The organism is uncultured Cocleimonas sp., from assembly GCF_947495625.1.
Lineage (GTDB): Bacteria > Pseudomonadota > Gammaproteobacteria > Thiotrichales > Thiotrichaceae > Cocleimonas.
This window is the reverse complement of the sequence record NZ_CANLZW010000009.1, coordinates 1-20,892: the sequence shown is the minus strand read 5'-3', so window position 1 is coordinate 20,892 and position 20,892 is coordinate 1. Positions and strand designations below refer to the sequence as shown.

Sequence of the window (20,892 nt, the reverse complement as noted above, 5' to 3'; positions counted from 1 at the left end):
TTTTTCTTATTTAGGGGGGCACTGTGCCCCCCCCTAACATTAATTTCTAAAACGCTGTGTTTGCTTTTCCTCTTCAAGCAACGTTTTCTTCTCTGATAACTCTTTTGCCTGTTGTTTGAATTGAGTTAACTGTTTTTCAAACAACTCGTTTGGCGTTTGGTTTTGCATCCTCTCAAGCGCTCTGATCTCGTTAATCACATTGTTTAACTCAAAACGAATCTCACTGAGTTCTTGCTCAACCGTTTTTGTTTTTTGCTGTGGTTTTTCAGTTTGAGTATTGTTGAAATTCTTTTGAGCGTAGGATGAAAATGGATACTCACCTGCGTTGAGCATTCCAATAAGTTTCCCCAGATAGCCAATCGGATTATGTATGGGTTTTTCCCCATATTTGAGACGATTAGATAATTCATAGACCGCTAAGTATCGATCTTCTTCTAACTCACAGCGCATGACTAACCGACCAATCTGTCGATGTTGATCTGTTTTCATGTTGCTAAACATTTCAGATATCTCATTCATGAGTTTAATATCTGGTTGTTTTGATAAGTGCAGATTTCCCGCTCTTGTTGTTGTAGTTATTATATTCCTACTACCACTACTACTAGGCTCTTCAATATTTAAAGTGCCTAGTAAATCACCCTCTTTAATATTTAAAGAGGGTGATTTTGCTGGCTCTTTAATATTTAAAGTGGAGTGCTCTTTAATATTTAAAGGGGTACTGATTTTGGGCTCTTTAATATTTAAAGAGCTTGCTATGTAGGGCTCTTTAAATTTTGAAGAGCTGTTTAAGTTATCTATGCTCTTTGATGATATTGAGAAATAGTCACAGTCTTTCTCGCCCTGAAGATAATCAGATGACACAGTCACTTGTTCTAAGGTATGTAAAGGCGCATCAGTTTTCACAAGGTCATTTTCATAACTTTCAATGACAACCTCAGCAACGGCACGAACACGAGCATGGTTATGATGTAAAGATGATCTCAGTAGCTCATCGTAATTGCTGTTTATCTCAATGAACATTTCAAAGTCTAGTGGGTGGTCATGAGTCATGTACACATTTCCCATAACGCCACTAGATGCACTTAATGTACGTTGAGATACCCATCGCATCATGCGCAAAATAATTAGTGCACGAGAGACTGTGGCATCTGATGAGATGTTTGCTACACGGCAGATATCCTTATAGTTTGGATAAGCTGCTTGTTCTCCTGATATCTGTTTGGGTGTCACTAAGCGAATAGCGTTGTAAACTGCTTTATCGACAGGTTCTAAAATGGGATCCGCAATTAAGAAACCTGGTATTGATATATGCTCATTACCTATATGCGTTGTTGCTAATAAGTTTCGTGGCCCCTTATGTTGTTCATTTAATAATTTCTCACCAACATCACGAGATTGATTTTCAAATCTATCCCGTAATATTGAATATGGCCTTTTAGTATCGATAGTCATGATGTCCCCCTAAATTAGCTCTTTTCTTATCACGCTTTCTAGCCCTAGAATGACGCGTATGCCTAATTTATGAATAAATGAATGAAGGAGTAATAAATCAGGACTCTCAACCAACGGAGGATTGTCAGAGTTTAAAATATACTCCTCTAATGCTTGAATCAGCGTATTGGGTAATTCACTAGGATCTGGATCAGCTGGCCGACCGATGATAGGTTTTATCATGTTCAGTTCTATGCGTAACTTGCTGTACTCTTTACGGTCCATACCGTAATTTGTTTTAAGTACAGAGTAGGGCGCATCGCGTTGAATCAATTGTTTGATTAATAACTGCTCACGGTATTGATTGTTGCTGGCACGAAGATGTAATTGTGCGGATTTATTATCCAGTTGAACAATGGGAGCAATACCTCTACCTAAAAAAGAAATATTACTCTTGAGTAGGTGTTCTATGGTTTGCTCACTAACTCCCAGCGAACGTAAAGTTCGCGTGTCGCCATTAGCAACACTATATTGCAATACACCCATTACCGTATTGTTGATTAGTTCGATTCCTGGTTTGCTGTTCATACATTTAACCCCCAGATATCACCTTTCATTACCTTGAAGATTTTGTTATTAATCAGTTGAAGTTCTATAAACAGTTGTAGCTCTTTAGGCTCAGCACGAGTCAAGAAGAGGTTGATCAAATCATGGGTTTTACCCAATTGGACCTTATGTTCATACACCAACTTTTCATGTTGAGTGATTTTATGATGCTCTGAAATATAGTCATATAAGCTACCAGCAGGGATAACTGACTTAGCAAAATCGATATTAATATGCGCTAATACCATTAGGTTAGAAAAACCTAGCAAGATCCACCAGCCATGAAGAGGCTTATCCATGAAACCTACAAGTGGGTTTTTGTTACGAGGACTATCATTCAGAAATTCGTCCGATATACCTATCCACTCTTCAAGCGGAGGAATATCTTTTAAGGTATAGCCAATACCATCATCCATTGGAATGATGTCACCAGGAATATAGAGGTATTGTTGAAAAAGAATCGCTTTTTGAGACATGATGTGTCTGAGTGAAGAGATATCGTCGGGTAATGGCGCGAGTTCTCTTCTGTCTCCGCAAGAGATGGGTAAATTATCTAGATAGGTAAAGCCAGGATCAAAGTCTTTTTCGCGGTCCCAGGGGATTGGTTTGAGGTGATTATCAGAAGTTAGTGAGACTGAATAGTCTAAGTTCACAGGATGAAGTGAAGCTGCTTTCTCGATAGCTGATACATTGTTGGATAAAGTTGGAGAAATATTATCAATAGAATGTGAGAAATCAGTCACATCATTCTCTTTGCTGACATCACTAGGCGGGAGAATTTGATCGTTAGTAGCGCTAACTAAATTATCTTCACTAACCTCATTTGCATCATCTACAGTATCAGTGCTTTGTTGTTTTTCAGTACCCTGTTGAGAACTTTGTTTTGTATTATCAGCCCAAATCGATTGATCATCTTCTTCTACAAAATCAGGATCAAAGGCTTGCTGCTGATCGGCTTTTGCATTGATACGATTATCTAAGAAAAATTCTAGTCGATTGGCGGCAATGCGTTCCTCGTTAGAGAGTATTTTTAATACGGCATCATAGAGTATTTGATAGTTGTATGGGTTTGCCTCATTGTGATGGACATAATCCTCTTCCAACTTAGCCAAAGCACCACTAAATTGCTGAGTAAAAAACTCAGGTTTTTTATCAGGGTCAATTTCTAAGCAGAGTTCTGCTGCTTTGACATTGAGTTTTTTGATCGCATCTAGTTGTCTAGGGCCGATTCCAGAAGCAAGTAGTTTGGGGCAGTGTGGATACATGATATCCACGGCATAGTTCATACGTCGTAAATCACGCGTACTAATTTTATATCCTTGCTGTTCTAAGCGATTAATAAGGCCTTTATCAGATATTTTATCGCCTGTTTCTTTTTCTAACTCAAGCTTACTTTCACGAACACCTAAAGCACGATCTATGAATACATAATCACCACGAGAATCATTCTCTGTGAGATGGCCAATGAGTGTATCTGATTCGGATATCCACTCATGGAATAAAGCATTAACTTCAAAGTACTTTTTATCTTTGGTTTCTTCATAGAGTGCTTTGAGTACGGCAAGACGAGTATTACCACCTCTGAAGAGTAGAAATTTCTGTGGATCGTCGTTATCTGGTCGTTGAGAAACTGATAATGATCCCTCTAAGCCTTTGGCTTTAATTGATACATAAACCTCATCATATTTTGCATTTTTAGTAATACGAGGATTTTTATCGTAGAAATCGACTTGATCGATATTTAAGGTGAGTAGTGAGCCTGTTTTATATGTTTGCAACAGGTTCTTGGTGCGTTTGTTTTCACCTTCCAGCTCTTTGCTGATATCTGTTTTAGACTTAGTCATATTATTTACCCTCCATGAATGTGTCACATTGAGAGGCTAGATGCGGAAGGATTTCGCTGATTAGCGTACACATGTCACGAGTGGCACGTTTATCTAGTCGATGAACCGGTTGTTTTTGTGTGGCAGCATTTTTATAAACGACCAAGTCTGGAATTACGGTATCAATAATACGAATTCTTGATTTAGACTCTGCAAAGGTTTCAGAGGTTAATTCATTGGCAAAAATTTTCGAGTCTTTAGTGTTTTCCATTCGATACACCAAACCATAAAGCTGTCCGATCGGCGCTAATGCTTCTATCATCTCGATCATGCCTAAAGTGCCACGCTTAAACTCTCTCGCTGAGAGAACATCTGGTGGGATAGGGGAGATGAGTAAATCTGCTGCAAGAACTGTAGTGTGTTGTAAGGGTGAGTCCGTACCAATAGAATCCATCAAGATGAAATCATAATGGGGTCTGAGACTTTGTAAGGTGTAGTTCTTTAGTGTTGTTCTACCTGCGGGACGAGCAGCGATCCAGGTCTCTAATTCCTTATCTGGATCATTTGATATAGCGATATCAAGATTTGCTATATCAGTTTTTGAAATTGCATCAAGTGGATCACCGTCATTTCTGACTAGATTAGTAAGTCCTCCATCTGCTTTTTCAACAATATTGAAATGAGATGACAGGCTTCCTTGGGTGTCACCATCGATGAGTAGAACTTTATAATTTAAGTCGGCAAGTAGACCGCCTATATTGGCCGTTAGCGTAGTTTTTCCGACTCCACCTTTCGTTGAGCAAATTGTGATTACAATGTTATTACGCTTATCTTCCGTTTTAGCTTCCATGTTGTTAACTCCTGAATTAAAATATTTCTATCAGGGATTAAAGGAATGTTGCGGGTACTCCTCTGTGACACTCCTAGCCTCGACCGTTTTCTACTACCAAATAGATAAGTGACGGTCGGGGCTTTTTTTTGTCTAAAAAAAGCATGGAAGAGAAAAGAAGATAGACGGTTAAAAACTCTGCGTTTAAATTCTGTATTATTAGAAACAATGCTGTTTTTGGTAGAGCAGTTGACTTTTAATCAATTGGTCGAGCGTTCGAATCGCTCACGCCCCACCATATTCTAAAAAGCCCGCTATGTATTAGCGGGCTTTTTTTTGCCTAAAATAAATGCCTGTCCCAATCTTTGTTTTAAAAAAATGCCTTTAAAGTAGGGGGGTGTACTACTATCAATCTATTAATCAGTTAATCAATCACAGAAACCTTAATTAGGTATTATGTTGTTTAGGAGTTGGCATGGCGAAAAAGCGAATGGTTGTAGAGATGGGTATGGGTACTGATCTGCAAGGGCAGGATTACACAAAAGCCGCGGTGCGCGCTCTAAAGGATGCGTTATGGCATAACTCTTTGACGATTGCTCCTGCGTTTGGTTTTGATCGTGAGAAAATGATTATTGAAGTTTCTATTGGCGTGGCCAAGCCAGATGAGGTTGATAAAGATGTAGTGAAAGCGGTTTTACCTTACGGTCAAGCTTCGGTTGAAGTTGTTGAAGGCGGTTTGGATATTCTGAGTGATTGTAAAACTAAAACAACGGTAATCGCCAATGCTGGAGTCGTTGTGTATTTAGATTTTGCGGAGGATGTGGCATGAGCCTTCAGCGTATTATTTTAGAGATGGGTACAGGTAATGACTTATATGGTGAGGATTACACCAAAGCGGCTATAAGAGCGGTACAAGATGCGCTTCATCATAGTTCTATTACATTGTTTCGGTCGATGGATTTTGACCGAGATGAGATGCAGGTAGAAGTCACAATTGGCACGCAAAAGCCGGATTTGGTTAATACGGATGAGGTTGCGGCGCAAATACCTTTTGGAAGCGTCAAGGTTAATACTATTAAGGGTGGTTTAAATATCGAAGATCACGTTCAGGAAACCGTTACTGTTATTGCCACGGCTGCAATTGCTGCACGCATCGATATTCCAGAAGGTAAATACTCGCTGGTTTAGCTTTTAATAAGCACGATTATTCCAGTGAAAGTTAATGGGCTTAAGATAAAAAAGTGCCCCAAAGTAGGGGGGTGTTAAATAGTTCTGATTAGATATGCTAAATAGCGCTATTTAAATCATCTTATTTAAACCACGCCTTCAAACGGTAATATTTCAACGTTATCACCCTGATTTACTCCACTAGAATCAGCATCAAAGTGTATAAAGCAATTAGCCAGACTCATTGACATTAAAATTCCTGAACCTTGCTTGCCGGTACGTTTAACGATAAATCCGCCGTCAGGAGTTTGTTCAAAAACTCCACGAATATATTCCGTACGACCAGGGCGTTTCTTGATATTTTCTTCAGAGGTAGCTTTTAAGAAGATTGGCTTTACCTGTTTTCCACTAGCTAGATAATTAATCGCCGGCTGAACAAATTGTAAGAAGGTCACCATTACGGCAACTGGGTTACCAGGGAGACCGAAAAACTTAGCTTGTCCTTTACCATGTTTAACTGTGCCATAAGTTAATGGGCGACCGGGTTTCATTGCCAGTTTCCAGAAATGCGTTTCACCCAGTAGTTTTAGTGTTGGTTTAATATAATCGGCTTCACCGACTGATACACCGCCAGTACTAATAAAGATATCGGATTCTTCCGAAGCTCTTTTAAATGCGTCTTGAATGTCTTCTTCAGTATCAGGGATCACACCTAAATCGATGATTTCGGCATCAATGTTTTTTAACATCGCAAATAAGGTATAACGATTACTATCGTAGATTTCACCTTCTTTTAGTTCGTCACCAATTGAGCGTAATTCATCGCCAGTTGAGAAAAAAGCGATTTTAGGTCGGACTAATACTTCTATTTCACCAAAACCTAATGATGCCAAAATACCAATATCAGCTGCGCTAAGTTTTCGGCCTTTATCAAATATTTTTTTACCCAGCGCAAGGTCTTCACCGGGATGACGTACATTTTGTCCTGCTGTGTGTTCAGCTTCTAATCGAATTGTCTGATCATCTAGTTTTTCGACTAATTCCTGGGGAATAACGGTATCAGTTCCAGCGGGCATTACACCACCTGTCATAATGCGCACTACGGTTCCAGGTTGATAAGTTTGAGTGCTCGGTACACCCGCAAATGAAGCGCCAGAAACTTTATAATCTACTGGTTTATTTGTCGGTAAATCATTTCCAGCCAATGCGTAACCATCCATAGCTGAATTAGTATGGGGCGGGACGTTGATAGGGGAGATGATGTCTGTAGCTAAGTAGCGCTTTAAACTTTCTCTTACCGCTACTGTTTCACTCACACTAATAGGGGTAATGTTATCTGCAATAATTTGTCGTGCTTCATCAACACTAATGGCATCAGCTTCAAAGGGATCTAAACAACTGGCTGGTCTATTATTTTTCATATCTTTTGGGTCTGGTTTTAACGGGATATAGTGTGGCTCACTAGGTAGTTTTAACTATACGGTGTTAACTAAAAGTATTAACTAGATAGTACTAACTGAGAAGCTTTGCTTCAATATAGTCTGCTATTTGTTGCGGGTCATTCAAATCTAAACTATCAATAAGATAGTCTTTGGATCCTTTGTCTTCCACGGCAATAGCAATAATATTGGGGTCATCTGGGTATAGATAAGGTTTGCCCAATGCTTTTCTATGTAATTCTATTTTATTGATTTTGGCTAATTTGAAGCCTTCTACCAATACCAAGTCCAAAGAGTCGGTTTGCAGATTGTCTAGCACATCTTGTAATTCAGGTTCTCTGGTAGAGTCTGCTTTTTCGATAATCAAAGCGGTGCGATATCTTGATGCTAATATCATTTGATCAGCACCAGACTTGCGAAGTACATAGCTATCTTTGCCTGGTTTATCAATGTCTATATTGTGATGCGTGTGTTTAATTACGCCAATGCGATGACCTTTTTCTCTTAGTAATGGTATTAGTTTGCTGAGCAAAGTGGTCTTTCCGGTTCCGCTAAAGGCAGCAAAGCCAAGCATAGGTAAATGAAACTCGACCATTTTATGAATTACCTTGGTGTTGATTACGCTGCTCTTCAGTATTTATATTGAAAAATACATCAGGTTTATCCGAGAAGTCCGCGGTTGCCATTGGGTGTTGTGAATACCACAAGTCTATTTTACGGTCTCCATTGGTAAGAAAGTCTTCAAGGCTCTCAATTAAAGAAGTAGGTATTAATGCATGAACGGGCTGTAATCTCTTTCCATCATGGGCGACCACAATATTATTATTTGCTTTTTTGTCCTCAAGTTCCTTAACTAATCTCGAAACTAAATCGTCAGGTAAATCTGGGCCATCGCAGGGGAGAGTGAGTATGTAATCAGTCTTGCTTGTTTTCATTCCCGTTAAAAAGCCAGCTAAAGGACCTTGGAAATCACTGAGCTCATCGGAGATAACAGGGTAATTGAATTTCGCATAGTCATCTTGATTGCGATTTGCATTGATGATGATATGTCCAACTTGTGGTTCTATTTTGTCTAGGACATGTTGGATTAGCTGTTTATCTAGATAGTTTACTAATCCTTTATCTTGTCCTCCTAAGCGGCTTCCTTTGCCACCGGCCAGAATAACAGCGGTGATCTGGTTTTTGTCTATCGTCATTGTTTATTATCTTGTGATGAGAAGTTTAGGGTCTTATTTTGAGGGAATAAAGTTACGTTCTTGTTTGATTGTAGTAGAGATTCGCCTGTTAAAACACCAACATCTTGATCATTGTTTGATCCTGTATGTTCTGATTCATTTAAATCCGATTCGTTAAAGTCAGAGATGTAGCCATCCTTTATCACTAATCGGTGATTCATTATTCGATGGAAGTGGTTTGGGTCATGGCTTGCAATATAAAGTGCAGTGCCAGAATCAATAAAGGTCGAAAGAAATGATTCTGTTCTAAGTCTGTGTTCTGTATCCATATTGGCTGTTGGTTCGTCGAGTAGTAAAACTGCGGGTTGTTTAATCCATGCTTGCGCCAATGCTACCCGTTGTCTTTCTCCGCCGGATAAGCACTTGGCCTGGGTGTCGCTACGGTGTTCTAGTTCAGCCCACTTTAGTGCTTTATCAATGATCTGCGTATTTTGTTTATTATCTAAGGCATAGCCTAGATTTTCTCTTACGGTACCATCAAACATATAGGGCTCTTGATAAAGATACATCACATCATTACCAACAGCTTTACGGTACTTATTCCAGTTTAGTGTGTGTAGGCCGGTGTTAATCATGCCGGAATCAGGTTTTAGTAAGCCGCCCATAATACGCAATAGAGTGGATTTTCCACAGCCATTTTTACCGGTAATCAGCGTGCACTCGCCACCTTCTAACTTTAAATTTATGTCGTTTAGAATGGCTTTTGCTTTTTTACCTTTACCGTATTTTTTTACGATATTCGTATATTCAAGACGAACAGGTCGAGAAATTTTATTCATTGGCATTCTTGTTTATTGAGGTTTTAGTCACGGACGACACTTCCTTTGCCTTGCATATAGTGCAAACCGATCGTTAAGATAAAAGCGAGTGAGATTAAGATAATGCCTAAAGCGATGCCTTGTGCAAATTCACCTTTACTGGTTTCAAGTGCAATGGCCGTGGGTATATTACGGGTATAGTGCAGTATGTTTCCACCAAGCATCATTGAAGCTCCTACCTCAGCAATAATTCTGCCATAGCCCGCCAGTAAAGCCCCAAATAAAGCGAAGCGTACTTCTCGCATTACAATAAAAAATGCTTTGAAGGGATTTGCGGCGAGTGTTTTTGCCGTATCCCATGCGCGTTTTTCAATCGATTGAAATGCACTATGGCTCATCGCAACTAAAATTGGAAAGCATAAAGCAATCTGGCCTAAAACCATGGCAGTTTGAGTAAAGAGTAATCGCCACTCTCCTAACGGGCCTTGGCGTGATAAAAGTATATATAGAGTGAGTCCTACGACAACCGCAGGCACTGCCAGCATAGTGTTGAATATTGAGACTAAAAGTCGCCGACCAGGAAAATTATAGTAAGCCAGTATAAATCCGATCAGAATTGCTGGCACCATTGATATAAGTATCGCTATGGTGGATATTTGAAAGGAGATGCCGATAATATTCCAAATATCGGCATCTCCAGATAGCAAGAGTTTTACAGCATCAACTGTGGTACTTGCTAGTGATTGCATGTGATTTTATTTTTTAACGGTTTCATTTTTTGCCATGGTATCTGCATTTGGTACAAACAGAACCTCGTCGGCTACTTTAAAATCACCAATAAGCTTTTGTCCTTTCTCTGAAGTGATCCATTTTATCAGAGCATCGTCGCCCGCGATATTTACATCAGGGTATTTTTCAGGGTTAATTGCAATAATGCCGTAAGGGTTAAATAAAGTCTCGTCGCCTTCAAATACAATTTTTGAAGCAAGCTTATCTTTGTATGCCAGCCAGGTTCCGCGGTCAGTCATTGTATATGCGCCCATTTCATCAGCCATTTGCAATACTTTTCCCATGCCTTGACCTGCTTCTACATACCAGGTATCAGTTTTAGAGTTTGGTTGGTATTTACTTCCTTTCCATAGGGATAATTCTTTTTTGTTCGTTCCAGAATCATCTCCGCGAGAAACAAAGCGCATTTTTTTACTGGCAACATTGTTAAGTACATCGCCTACGTTCTTTGCGTCTTTATATAATTTCTGGTCTTTTGCAGGGCCAATAATAACGAAGTCGTTATACATCACTGGATAACGTTTTACGCCGTAACCCTCTTTAACAAATTTTTGCTCCGCATTTAATGCATGTACTAAAAGGATATCAACATCGCCATCTCGTCCCATTCTTAATGCTTTACCTGTTCCTACAGAGATTACATGAACTTTGTAGCCCGTATCTTTTTCAAATTCAGGAAGTAAATAACGAAGTAGTCCGGAATTTTCAGTACTCGTCGTTGTGGCTAAACGAATAAGCTTTGAGTCTCCCTCTGTCTTAGAGTAGGCGGCAGATGAGAAAGTTAATGCTGAAAAAATTACCGCTGATAACAATAAAAATCGAGTGAGTGTTTTCATTAGTTTCGTAAAAAACATTATTAAATTTACCTGGTTAATTGAAAGGGAATTGGATGTTAAAATTCCTCACATCCTTTTAGCCATTTTGCAAATTCAATGCCAAATTTTGAAGATGTGCTGAAAATAATCACTAAATAGGCTAAATATAGGATATGTAAAGACTTTTACAGTATGGATTTCGAAGAATACTGATAAATACACCGTATATATTCCAAGAGGTATATTAAAATCGGTAAAAAATGTCCCATATTGATTTTATAAGTGGAATATTTGGGCGTATAAATCTGAGGAAATAATGAGTTCTACATTAGAAGTAATTAACGATCGAGAAGATCAGCTAAAAGATAATAACGATAAGCCGATAAGTTTTAAGCGAAATTCAGTATTGATATTGGATGATGAGCTAGGCATTCGTAACTTTTTACAAAAAGGCCTGGAAAAGGTTTTTGGCTTAGTAGAGGTGGCAGAAGATGTTGAAGAGGCAGAAGCATTAAGGCAACGTTGTAATTTCGATTTGATTATTTCAGACATTCGCCTGCCGGGAAAATCGGGTGTTGATTGGGTGACTGAAATTCGTGAACAAGGCAGTACTACTTCGGTCATCTTTATCACCGCACACGCAAGTTTGGAAACTGCGATTGCGGCATTACGGGTGGGTGCCAGTGACTTTATCTTAAAGCCGTTTCGGATGGATCAAATGATGGCTTCAATCGAAGGTTGTATGGCGCATCAACAAATTAAGCGAGAGAACATTGTGCTCCAACGTCAAGTCGATCAACTCTACGATAGCGGTATGATTGGTGAGTGCGATACCATGAAAAGCGTGTGCGAGGTGATTAAAAGAATTGCCCCCATGCCAACCACCGTTTTAGTTAGTGGTGAATCAGGCACGGGTAAAGAGCTTGCTGCTAGAGCTTTGCATCGCTGGAGTGGGCGCAAGGGTAGTTTTGTCCCTGTAAACTGTGGAGCGATTACAGAAGAGTTAATGGAAAGCGAATTTTTCGGCCACACTAAAGGAGCATTTACCGGGGCACAAAAAACCCGTGAAGGATTATTTACTTACGCTAATAATGGCACTTTATTCTTAGATGAAATTGGTGAAATGCCAATGTCGATGCAGGTCCATCTATTAAGAGTCTTGGAAGAAAGAGTGATTCGCCCTGTGGGTTCTAATCGTCAAATTCCTGTTTATGTCCGTATTATCGCTGCAAGTAATCGTGATTTGGAAGAAGAGGTAGAGAAAGGTAATTTTCGACAAGATCTATTTTATCGATTAAATGTGGTTAATGTCAGAATGCCTCCACTACGAGAAAGAATGGATGATTTGCCTGCCTTGGTTCAGCACTTTTTCCAAACTTTATCATCTGATTTGGGGGTAGAAGCTCAGGCAATTTCGGGTGAGGATTTATTCCAGATGCGCGATTATCATTGGCCTGGGAATATCCGTGAGCTTAGAAATGTCATCGAGCGTTGCCTTCTGCTAAATCAGACTCCCGGTCAGTGTATAACTGGTCAAGTGAGCGAGGCATCATCAGCAAGTCAGGTAACAGATAGTTCGTTGTTGGAAGATGTAGAGAAGAATCATATTCTTAAAGTGCTAGAAAGCGAAGATGGTAATAAGTCTGCTGCGGCCAGAATACTTGGTGTTTCAAGAAAAACACTGGAACGCAAAGTAAAGACCTGGAATGAAATGTGATTAAAAAATTCTAATCAAGCCTAAGTATAACTAACTTAATCAGAGATTCCTTAATGAGTTTTATTGGTAATATGCGAAGGGCTGTAAGGCATAAGGTACGTTATAAATTATTGCTGCTGGTTTTGTTTCCCATATTGCTGATAATGCCTGTCGCATTAGGTTTAGCGATTTATTGGGGTAAAAATTTCACATATGAACAATTATTTCTCAAGGTCAATACTGACCTTGCCGTTTCTCATGATGCATTCAATCGTATTCAAGACGATTATTTAAATCATTTAACTAGCCTGGCAGAATCTCACCAATTTCGGACTGCTTTGGAATCTGGGAATAATTCATCAGTTATAGAACAGGTGAATAATCTAAAAAATAAGCTGAAGTTCTCCTTCCTCAAAGTCATTTCCACAGAAAATGATCAGCACAATATTCTAGCCAGCAGAAGAAATTCTTCTACATTATTAAACGCCTTAAAAGGTCATGAAAGTGTGGGGGTGGAGATATATTCACCAGAAGAACTTTTAGTTGAGGACGCAGAACTTCATAAGCGCGTCCAGCTTCCCATCCTTCAAACGCCAAGGGCAAGACCAAGCAATCGGACCCATGAGGGTCGGGCAATGGTGATTCGTGCGCTGTACCCTGTAAAGGACTCGCGAGGTGAAGTAGTTGCATTATTAGATGGAGGAGTCCTATTGAATGGGAATTTCGAATTTGTCGATGCTATTCGTGATCTTGCTTACGGTCCTGACAGCCTCCCTGAGGGAAGTATAGGGACGGTTACGGTATTCATAGATGACGTGCGCATCTCAACCAATGTCCCGTTAAAAAAAGGTGAGCGTGCGCTAGGCACTCGCGTATCTAATGAAGTGAGAACCAAAGTTTTAGACAACGGCTCCACATGGATTGATCGCGCATTCGTAGTAAATGATTGGTATGTATCTTCTTACGAACCCATTATTGATGTCGATGGAAATAGAGTTGGCATGCTGTACGCAGGTTTCCTCGAAAAACCTTTTCGTGATGAACTCTGGAATGCCTTACTTGCCTTGGTTTTAATGTTCCTCACCTTGATGTTAGTTTCTGCTTGGGCAGCCATTCGTGGAGCACGGCGAATATTCAAACCCATCGAGAAAATGAGTGCTGTAGTTCATGCAACTCAGGAAGGAGGCGCTACTCGAGTTGGATTAATTGCTTCCAAGGACGAGTTGGGGACTCTCTCCCGTGAATTTGACGATATGCTCGATCAATTACAATTACGCAATCAGGAAATTCAAGAATGGGCAGATTCACTTGAAGACAAGGTAGAAAGTCGTACCGCCGAATTAAAGCAAAAGAATCAAGACCTGGAAAATAGCATTCAGTTATTGCGTAAAACTCGCCAGCAGTTGGTGGTCGCAGAAAAGCTCGCAGCATTGGGTGAATTAACCGCTGGGGTAGCACACGAAATTAATAATCCCACCGCGGTGATGTTGGGTAATCTGGATATTATGGTTGCCGAGTTAGGTGATAATGCAGCACCGGTACAAAAAGAAATTGATCTGGTTATTGATCAAATTTACCGCATTAAAGACATTATCAATCGTTTATTGCAGTACGCTCATCCAGAGGAGTATTCCGGCTATATTAATATGGTTGAGGTTAATTCATTGATAAAAGATACCTTGAAACTAGTCAATCATCTCAGTCAGGGTAAATCAATTGAATTCAAAATGGATTTAAGGGCGACAGAAGTCGTAGAAATTAATCCACAAGAGCTACAACAAGTGCTAGTCAATCTGCTGGTAAATGCCATTCACGCTTTAGATAGGAATGATGCAGAAATCAACCTGAAATCACGAAACTGGAAAGACAAAGGTGTTGTTATCAGTGTTTCCGATAATGGCAAAGGGATTGATAAAGAACATCTTGAACAGATTTTTAATCCATTCTTCAGTACCAAGCAACAGGGAGAGGGTACAGGTTTAGGATTGTCTATAAGCTATGGATTAGTGCGCCGATATGGCGGAAATATAACCGCAGAATCTGAGGTGGGTGAGGGTTCTACTTTCTCAGTCTGGCTGCTGAGTGAACCACAAATCATGGACGATGAAGAAGCAATTGCCGAACAACTAAGTATTATAGAAGAGGCGGCAATCTAGTTTTTGAATTTACTTTGAAACATTGAATGGTAATCAAAATTCTAATGTTTTCTTATACAAAAATAATGTGTTATTCAAAAAAATGACTTTAGATTTTGAATAGAACCTGATTTAAGTCTGCTAACCAGGATTCAATTATTATTAAAATACCGCTGTTAAAATTGATATCAAGCATTAACATTAATAATCAGAATCAAGCAATTTGAGGGAATAAAAATGACACAAGAATTCTTAGAAATGCCAGATGACAAAGGTTATTTTGGTGAATATGGCGGACAAATAATTCCGCCGGAACTCGTCGATATTATGAATGAAATTAATGATGCCTACGAAACAGTGAGAAATACTCAGGCATTTAAAGACGAATTATATGATCTGCAAATTAATTAGGTTGGTCGCCCAAGCCCGATTTATCATGCGAAGCGTTTGACTGAAGCTGCGGGTGGCGCCCAAATTTATCTGAAGCGGGAAGATTTGAATCACACTGGTGCACATAAAATAAACCACTGTATTGGTGAAGCGTTACTCGCTAAACACATGGGAAAAACTAAAGTTTTGGCAGAAACTGGCGCAGGTCAGCACGGCGTTGCGCTAGCTACGGCATGTGCGCTCTTGGGAATGGAATGCGAAATTCACATGGGTGAGATCGATATTGCCAAAGAACATCCGAACGTTACCAAGATGAAAATCCTGGGCTGTAAACTGGTGCCGGTTACTCGCGGTACTAAGACCTTGAAAGATGCCGTTGATAGTGCATTTGAAGAATACCTGAAAGACCCGGTGAATTTCTTTTATGCGATTGGTTCTGTGGTTGGTCCGCATCCTTTTCCTAAAATGGTTCGGGATTTTCAGAGTATTGTGGGGCAAGAAGCGCGTGAACAGTTCTTGGCAAAAATGAATAAACTACCTGATACATTAATCGCTTGTGTCGGCGGTGGCTCAAATGCGATGGGATTATTTACTGCATTTCTGGAAGATGATGAAGTAAGGATGATAGGCGTAGAACCGGCAGGTAAAGGTCTGGATACGCCAGATCACGCAGCTACCTTATCGCTAGGAATAAAAGGCCAGCTGCACGGGTTTGAATGTTATAATTTACAGGATAAAGAAGGAAATCCATTACCGGTTTATTCAATAGCTTCAGGTCTAGATTATCCGGGTGTAGGTCCGCAGCATTGTTATTTAAAAGATATAAAACGTGTTGAGTATGTCGCAGCTGATGACAAAGAGTGTCTGGATGCATTCATGAAATTATCTCGTCTAGAAGGTATTATTCCGGCATTAGAGAGTGCGCATGCTGTTGCTCATGCGATGAAAATAGCTAAAGAAATGCCAAAAGATAAAACCATTTTGGTTAACTTGTCGGATCGTGGTGATAAAGATGCAGATTTTGTCGCTGATTATCTGTCATTATATTGACCAGATAAAATGAGTTAAATTGAGATTACAGATAACTCAGCATGAGTTATCTGTAATTGTAATGTATGGTCAAAATGAAGCGTTTATTAAATATACCAATTTGGGTAGTCGAAGTTTTTACTACAGCCAAATCTTTTCAGGGTAATCCCATAATAGGTTCTCCAGTGCTTAATAAGATGGGACTTCATGTCTTTCGTTTACTGGTTTCTCATGCTGTGATGCGTGGCAGAATGCTGTTGTTGTCTCCAATGATTTCTGCTGAAGATAGAAAATCCTATTTTCAAAAAGGCTATATTGTAAAAGAAAATTTTTTGACTGATGAGGAGTTTCAAAGTCTGGAAAATGCGGCTAGAACCTTCGATGGAGAAATTAGAGAGGCTCGTCAGGGAAATACACTGACTCATAGAGCAGTATTATCTCCTGAGGTACTAGAAGGAAGGCAGGTTTTAGAGGACGTAATCGATAACCGCAATCTAAATAAACTTACCAAGTTTACTTCTGGCCATTTAAGGAAACCTCTGTATTACTTGGAAGAAGTAAAAAACCAGTATTGCTCTGGAGCCGAAGACCCGCAAAAAACGTTTCATAATGATACCTTTCACCCATCAATGAAATGCTGGTTATTTATTGATGATGTGACGCCTAAAACAGGGCCTTTTACGTTTGTTCCTGAGTCCCATAAATTAAGCTGGAAGCGTATTAAGTGGCAATACAGAATGAGTCTGGAGGCCAGTAACGATAAAAATGGCTATCACGCCAAAGGATCCACAAGATATTTGGAGGGAGACTTAAAGGAGCTTGTGTTGCCCGAACCAAAGCCATTCACTGTAAAAAAGAATACTCTGGTTATTGTAAATGTGTTTGGTATTCATCGCCGTGGAAATAGTAAAAAAAGTACACGTTTAGCGCTTTGGGGGGATAGTCGGACTAACCCATTTATACCTTTTCCCGGTATAGGTGGTAAATTTGCGAATCAAATACAATATTACTTCTTGGGTTTGTATCGAAAAAAAATGGATGAGGCCGCTGCAGCGCGCGGTCACAGGTCTCCTTGGCACATAATCGAAACAGATGAAAAATAACATTTAAACTATCGGTTTTCGCCCCATTTATTGCTATTCTTACGTGCTTTAAAGTTTCTTAACCTCAGGAAGTAACGTGAGCGACAATTCAAACGACACAAATAATTCGATCGATTATAAAAAGACACTAAATCTACCGAAAACGAATTTCCCTATGAAGGGTAATCTGGCAAATCGTGAACCTGCGATGTTGAAAGGATGGATTGAGTCAGATCTATATTCGCAGCTTCGTAAACACGCTGAGGGAAGACCTACCTATATTTTGCATGATGGTCCTCCGTATGCGAATGGTGATCTGCATATTGGTCACGCCGTCAATAAAATCCTTAAAGATATGATCTTGAAAAGTAAGACCTTGGCTGGTTTTGATGCACCTTATGTGCCGGGCTGGGATTGTCATGGACTTCCGATTGAAGCTCAGGTTGAGAAAAAGGTTGGCAAAGTCGGTCAAAAGGTCGATGCAACAGAATTTAGAAAGCTATGCCGTGAATACGCAACCAAGCAAATAGAAGGTCAGAAAGCTGACTTTGTCCGCATGGGTGTTTTAGGTGACTGGGACAAGCCTTATCTGACGATGAATTTCCAGACGGAAGCCGATATCGTTCGCTCATTGGCGATGATCATCGACAAGGGCCATTTAGAAAAAGGGCAGAAGCCGGTTAACTGGTGTCTGGATTGTGGTTCTTCGCTGGCTGAAGCGGAAGTTGAATATGAGGATAAAACCTCTGATTCAATTGATGTTAAATATCAGGCTGTCGATCAAGTCGCTTTCGCAGAAAAGTTTGGTGCTCCGGGCACAACGGATATCAACGTCGTAATCTGGACCACAACGCCATGGACGCTGCCAGCGAGTATGGCGGTTACGTTGAATGCTGATTTTGAATATGTACTTGTTGCTACAGATAAAGGTAATCTTGTATTAGAAGAAACCTTGTATGAAGCTGCTTTAGCCCGCTACGAGCTCGAAAACAAAGGTATTCTGGGTCGATGCAAAGGTGCTGATCTTGAAGGCTTAATTCTTAAGCATCCTTTTTACGATAGAAAACTCCCTGTTATTTTGGGTGAGCACGTTACCGCTGAAGGTGGTACTGGTGCTGTACATACTGCCGCCGCTCATGGTGCGGATGACTATGTGGTTGCTAAAAAATATAACCTTGAAATCATCAATCCATTGGGTAATGACGGTCACTTCCTGGCGGATACCGAGTTAGTTGGTGGACAATTTGTATACGGTGGAAATAAAACGGTTCTTGAGAAGATTGAAGAGAACGGCAGTTTATTGCACAAAGAAAAAATTCGTCATAGTTACCCACATTGTTGGAGACATAAAACCCCTATTATTTTCCGTGCAACGCCACAGTGGTTTATCAGCATGGAGAAACAGAATTTACGTCAAGATGCCTTAAAGGGTATCGATAAAGTGAAGTGGATTCCTGATTGGGGTAAAAGCCGAATCTATAAAATGATTGAAGGTCGTCCAGATTGGTGTATATCACGCCAGCGTTTCTGGGGTGTACCAATTACTTTGTTTGTGCATAAAGATACCCAGGAACTGCATCCGAATACACTTGAGATCATGGAAAAAGTGGCTCTAGGTATGGAGAAAGAAGGCATTGAGTATTGGCATAAAACTTCATCTGAAGAGCTTATTGGCAGTGACGCCAGTGACTACGACAAAACCACTGATACCCTAGATGTTTGGTTTGATTCTGGAACAACTCATTATTCTGTGCTCGACAGAGATGATCGTTTAAGAAATTCTCCTGCAGATATGTATTTGGAAGGGTCGGATCAGCATCGTGGTTGGTTCCATTCGTCATTATTAACGTCTGTGGCAATGCGTGGCAGACCTCCGTATAAAAATGTTCTGACACATGGCTTTGTGACGGATGCCGAAGGCAAGAAAATGTCTAAGTCGGTAGGTAATGTTATCTACCCAGATAAAGTGATGAAAAACCTTGGGGCAGATATTTTGCGTCTTTGGGTATCATCATCTGATTATTCTCGTGAAATTACGGTGTCTGATGAAATCCTGAAACGTTCTGCAGATGCTTATCGCCGTATACGTAATACCGCGAGATATCTTTTGTCGAATACCAATGATTTCAATCCTGCGACAGACACTGTAGCACCTGAGGACATGTTGGCGCTGGATCGCTGGGCAATGGCGAAGGCGCATAAGTCACAGGCAATTATTGTTGATGCTTACGAAAAGATGCAATTCCATTTGGTCTATCAGGAAATTCTTAAGTTCTGTTCGGTTGAAATGGGAAGTCTTTATTTAGATATAACTAAAGATAGACAGTACACCATGCCTGCTAATTCATTGGCACGTCGCTCTGCGCAGACTGCGTCTTATCATATTTTGCAAGCTCTGGTTCGCTGGATGTACCCAATCCTTAGTTTTACTTCGGAAGAAATCTGGGATTCGATGTATCAAGATGAAGCTATGCAAGGTAAGAAGCCAGTAGACTATGTTTTGTTAACTCAATGGTACGAAGAACTCTTTGAACTAGGAAGTAACGAAGCATTAACAGAGCAAGAATGGGATAAAGTTTTTGCTGTACGCGTCGCTGTCAGTAAGCAACTAGAGCAGCTACGTAAAGATGGCTCGATTGGTTCTTCTTTGAATGCGGAAGTCACGGTATATGCATCGGGTGATACCTATGTGGCTTTAAGTAAACTAAAAGACGAGTTACGTTTTGTCTTGATAACTTCAGATGCGAAAGTTGGAGAGACTGCACAACAGCCTGAAAATAGTGTTGCTGCCGAAGGTGACAATATTGATGGTGTATGGCTTTCAGTGAATGCTTCGACGCTTGAAAAGTGTGTTCGTTGTTGGCATCACAGGGCAGATGTTGGTGTAGATCCTGAGCACCCTGAACTTTGTGGACGTTGTGTAGAAAATGTCGCTGGTGACGGTGAGGCTCGTTCATATGCCTAATAAAAAGGCTGCGGACTTAACTGAAGAAAGCTCTATTCTGTCCAATACCTCATTGAAATGGTTATGGGTTAGCTTTGTTGTTATTTTTATTGATCAGATAACGAAATGGACTGCTGAAAGCAGTCTTGAGCTAGGTGGTGCGAGCTACCCTGTTATACCTCATTTAAACTTCACACTTGCTTATAATTATGGTGCTGCGTTTAGCTTTCTTGGTGATCAGGGTGGCTGGCAGCGCTGGTTTTTTGTTGGGCTAACAATCGTTGTCAGTATTGTTATTCTGGTCTGGCTAAAGAAGTTAAAAGAAGATCAGAAATGGACAGCCATTGGGCTCTCACTTGTTTTGGGTGGAGCCGTCGGGAATAACCTGATTGATCGTGTGTTGCATGGTCGCGTTATCGATTTTATCGATGTCTATGCTGACTGGGAGGTGTTTTTTCTTTCTAAGTGGACTGATGGTTTTTCTCATTTTGCTACGTTTAACGTCGCTGATATCGCAATAAATATCGGTGCAGTTATTCTTGTTATTGGTAGTTTCTTTTATTCTGAAGAAGAATAATCTTGAGATAAATTAGACCCAGACATAAATCCTGGGTTTAATTTGTTATGAAAAAAACGCCCCAAAGTAGGGGGGGGGTGAATTCAACTATTAAATGCAATATTCGTTCCTTTGTAGAATACCTCATTCGGTGTTCTAACATTCAAT

The 20,892-nt window shown here is 40.1% G+C and carries 17 protein-coding genes and 1 pseudogene; 8 read left to right on the top strand and 10 right to left on the bottom strand.

Going from position 1 to position 20,892, the window contains the following annotated elements; translation table 11 throughout:
* Positions 1 to 39 precede the first annotated feature (39 nt).
* Genes Q1A31_RS06655 through Q1A31_RS06640 form a run of 4 tightly spaced genes read right to left on the bottom strand, consistent with a single transcriptional unit; the run spans position 40 to position 4,710 of the window.
* Complete coding sequence (locus Q1A31_RS06655; protein WP_299874133.1) at positions 40 to 1,452, bottom strand: hypothetical protein; 1,413 nt, start codon at positions 1,450 to 1,452, stop codon at positions 40 to 42.
* 9 nt (positions 1,453 to 1,461) lie between these two features.
* The gene (locus Q1A31_RS06650) at positions 1,462 to 2,019 is read right to left on the bottom strand and encodes an STY4526/YPO1902 family pathogenicity island replication protein (protein ID WP_299874130.1); all 558 of its coding nucleotides are present in this window, start codon (positions 2,017 to 2,019) and stop codon (positions 1,462 to 1,464) included.
* Positions 2,016 to 3,881 (bottom strand): ParB family protein, encoded by a 1,866-nt coding sequence (locus tag Q1A31_RS06645; protein WP_299874127.1) that lies wholly within the window; start codon positions 3,879 to 3,881, stop codon positions 2,016 to 2,018. The genes Q1A31_RS06650 and Q1A31_RS06645 overlap by 4 nt, the downstream gene beginning before the upstream one ends.
* A 1-nt stretch (position 3,882) precedes the next feature.
* On the bottom strand, positions 3,883 to 4,710 hold the full coding sequence (locus Q1A31_RS06640; RefSeq protein WP_299874124.1) for a ParA family protein: 828 nt from the start codon (positions 4,708 to 4,710) through the stop codon (positions 3,883 to 3,885).
* A gap of 454 nt (positions 4,711 to 5,164) precedes the next feature.
* On the opposite strand from Q1A31_RS06640, the gene Q1A31_RS06635 reads away from it, so the two are divergent.
* Both Q1A31_RS06635 and Q1A31_RS06630 read left to right on the top strand, forming a co-directional pair.
* On the top strand, positions 5,165 to 5,518 hold the full coding sequence (locus Q1A31_RS06635; protein ID WP_299874122.1) for a Lin0512 family protein: 354 nt from the start codon (positions 5,165 to 5,167) through the stop codon (positions 5,516 to 5,518).
* Entirely contained in the window at positions 5,515 to 5,877 is a 363-nt protein-coding gene (locus tag Q1A31_RS06630; RefSeq protein ID WP_299874119.1) for a Lin0512 family protein, read from the top strand. Before Q1A31_RS06635 ends, Q1A31_RS06630 begins: the two co-directional genes overlap by 4 nt.
* 125 nt (positions 5,878 to 6,002) lie before the next feature.
* On the opposite strand, the gene glp is transcribed toward Q1A31_RS06630, so the two are convergent.
* The 6 genes from glp to Q1A31_RS06600 form a co-directional block, all read right to left on the bottom strand.
* Positions 6,003 to 7,277, bottom strand: a complete 1,275-nt coding sequence (gene glp / locus Q1A31_RS06625; protein ID WP_299874116.1) for a gephyrin-like molybdotransferase Glp — start codon at positions 7,275 to 7,277, stop codon at positions 6,003 to 6,005.
* 91 nt (positions 7,278 to 7,368) lie between these two features.
* Positions 7,369 to 7,890 carry a molybdopterin-guanine dinucleotide biosynthesis protein B gene (mobB, locus tag Q1A31_RS06620; RefSeq protein WP_299874113.1) on the bottom strand — a complete coding sequence of 174 codons (522 nt, stop codon included), beginning with the start codon at positions 7,888 to 7,890 and terminating at the stop codon, positions 7,369 to 7,371.
* A 1-nt stretch (position 7,891) separates the two neighbouring features.
* Complete coding sequence (gene mobA / locus Q1A31_RS06615) at positions 7,892 to 8,491, bottom strand: molybdenum cofactor guanylyltransferase MobA (protein WP_299874110.1); 600 nt, start codon at positions 8,489 to 8,491, stop codon at positions 7,892 to 7,894.
* Entirely contained in the window at positions 8,488 to 9,309 is an 822-nt protein-coding gene (locus Q1A31_RS06610; protein ID WP_299874107.1) for an ATP-binding cassette domain-containing protein, read from the bottom strand. The genes mobA and Q1A31_RS06610 overlap by 4 nt, the downstream gene beginning before the upstream one ends.
* Positions 9,310 to 9,332: 23 nt before the next feature.
* Entirely contained in the window at positions 9,333 to 10,037 is a 705-nt protein-coding gene (locus Q1A31_RS06605) for an ABC transporter permease (protein WP_299874104.1), read from the bottom strand.
* A 6-nt stretch (positions 10,038 to 10,043) separates the two neighbouring features.
* Positions 10,044 to 10,931: a substrate-binding domain-containing protein gene (locus Q1A31_RS06600; RefSeq protein ID WP_299874101.1), complete on the bottom strand. Its 888-nt coding sequence runs from the start codon at positions 10,929 to 10,931 to the stop codon at positions 10,044 to 10,046.
* 277 nt (positions 10,932 to 11,208) lie between these two features.
* On the opposite strand from Q1A31_RS06600, the gene Q1A31_RS06595 reads away from it, so the two are divergent.
* The 6 genes and pseudogenes from Q1A31_RS06595 (at position 11,209) to lspA (ending at position 20,745) form a co-directional block, all read left to right on the top strand.
* A complete protein-coding gene (locus Q1A31_RS06595; RefSeq protein ID WP_299874098.1) occupies positions 11,209 to 12,609 on the top strand; it encodes a sigma-54 dependent transcriptional regulator in 1,401 nt (466 codons plus the stop codon).
* A 53-nt stretch (positions 12,610 to 12,662) separates the two neighbouring features.
* On the top strand, positions 12,663 to 14,744 hold the full coding sequence (locus tag Q1A31_RS06590) for a cache domain-containing protein (RefSeq protein WP_299874095.1): 2,082 nt from the start codon (positions 12,663 to 12,665) through the stop codon (positions 14,742 to 14,744).
* A 237-nt stretch (positions 14,745 to 14,981) separates the two neighbouring features.
* Positions 14,982 to 16,163 (top strand): annotated as a pseudogene (gene trpB / locus Q1A31_RS06585) (tryptophan synthase subunit beta).
* A gap of 74 nt (positions 16,164 to 16,237) precedes the next feature.
* Positions 16,238 to 17,245 carry a phytanoyl-CoA dioxygenase family protein gene (locus Q1A31_RS06580; protein WP_299874091.1) on the top strand — a complete coding sequence of 336 codons (1,008 nt, stop codon included), beginning with the start codon at positions 16,238 to 16,240 and terminating at the stop codon, positions 17,243 to 17,245.
* 154 nt (positions 17,246 to 17,399) lie between these two features.
* The gene (ileS, locus tag Q1A31_RS06575; RefSeq protein ID WP_299874404.1) at positions 17,400 to 20,189 is read left to right on the top strand and encodes an isoleucine--tRNA ligase; all 2,790 of its coding nucleotides are present in this window, start codon (positions 17,400 to 17,402) and stop codon (positions 20,187 to 20,189) included.
* The gene (gene lspA, locus Q1A31_RS06570) at positions 20,182 to 20,745 is read left to right on the top strand and encodes a signal peptidase II (RefSeq protein ID WP_299874088.1); all 564 of its coding nucleotides are present in this window, start codon (positions 20,182 to 20,184) and stop codon (positions 20,743 to 20,745) included. The genes ileS and lspA overlap by 8 nt, the downstream gene beginning before the upstream one ends.
* Positions 20,746 to 20,892: the final 147 nt, after the last annotated feature.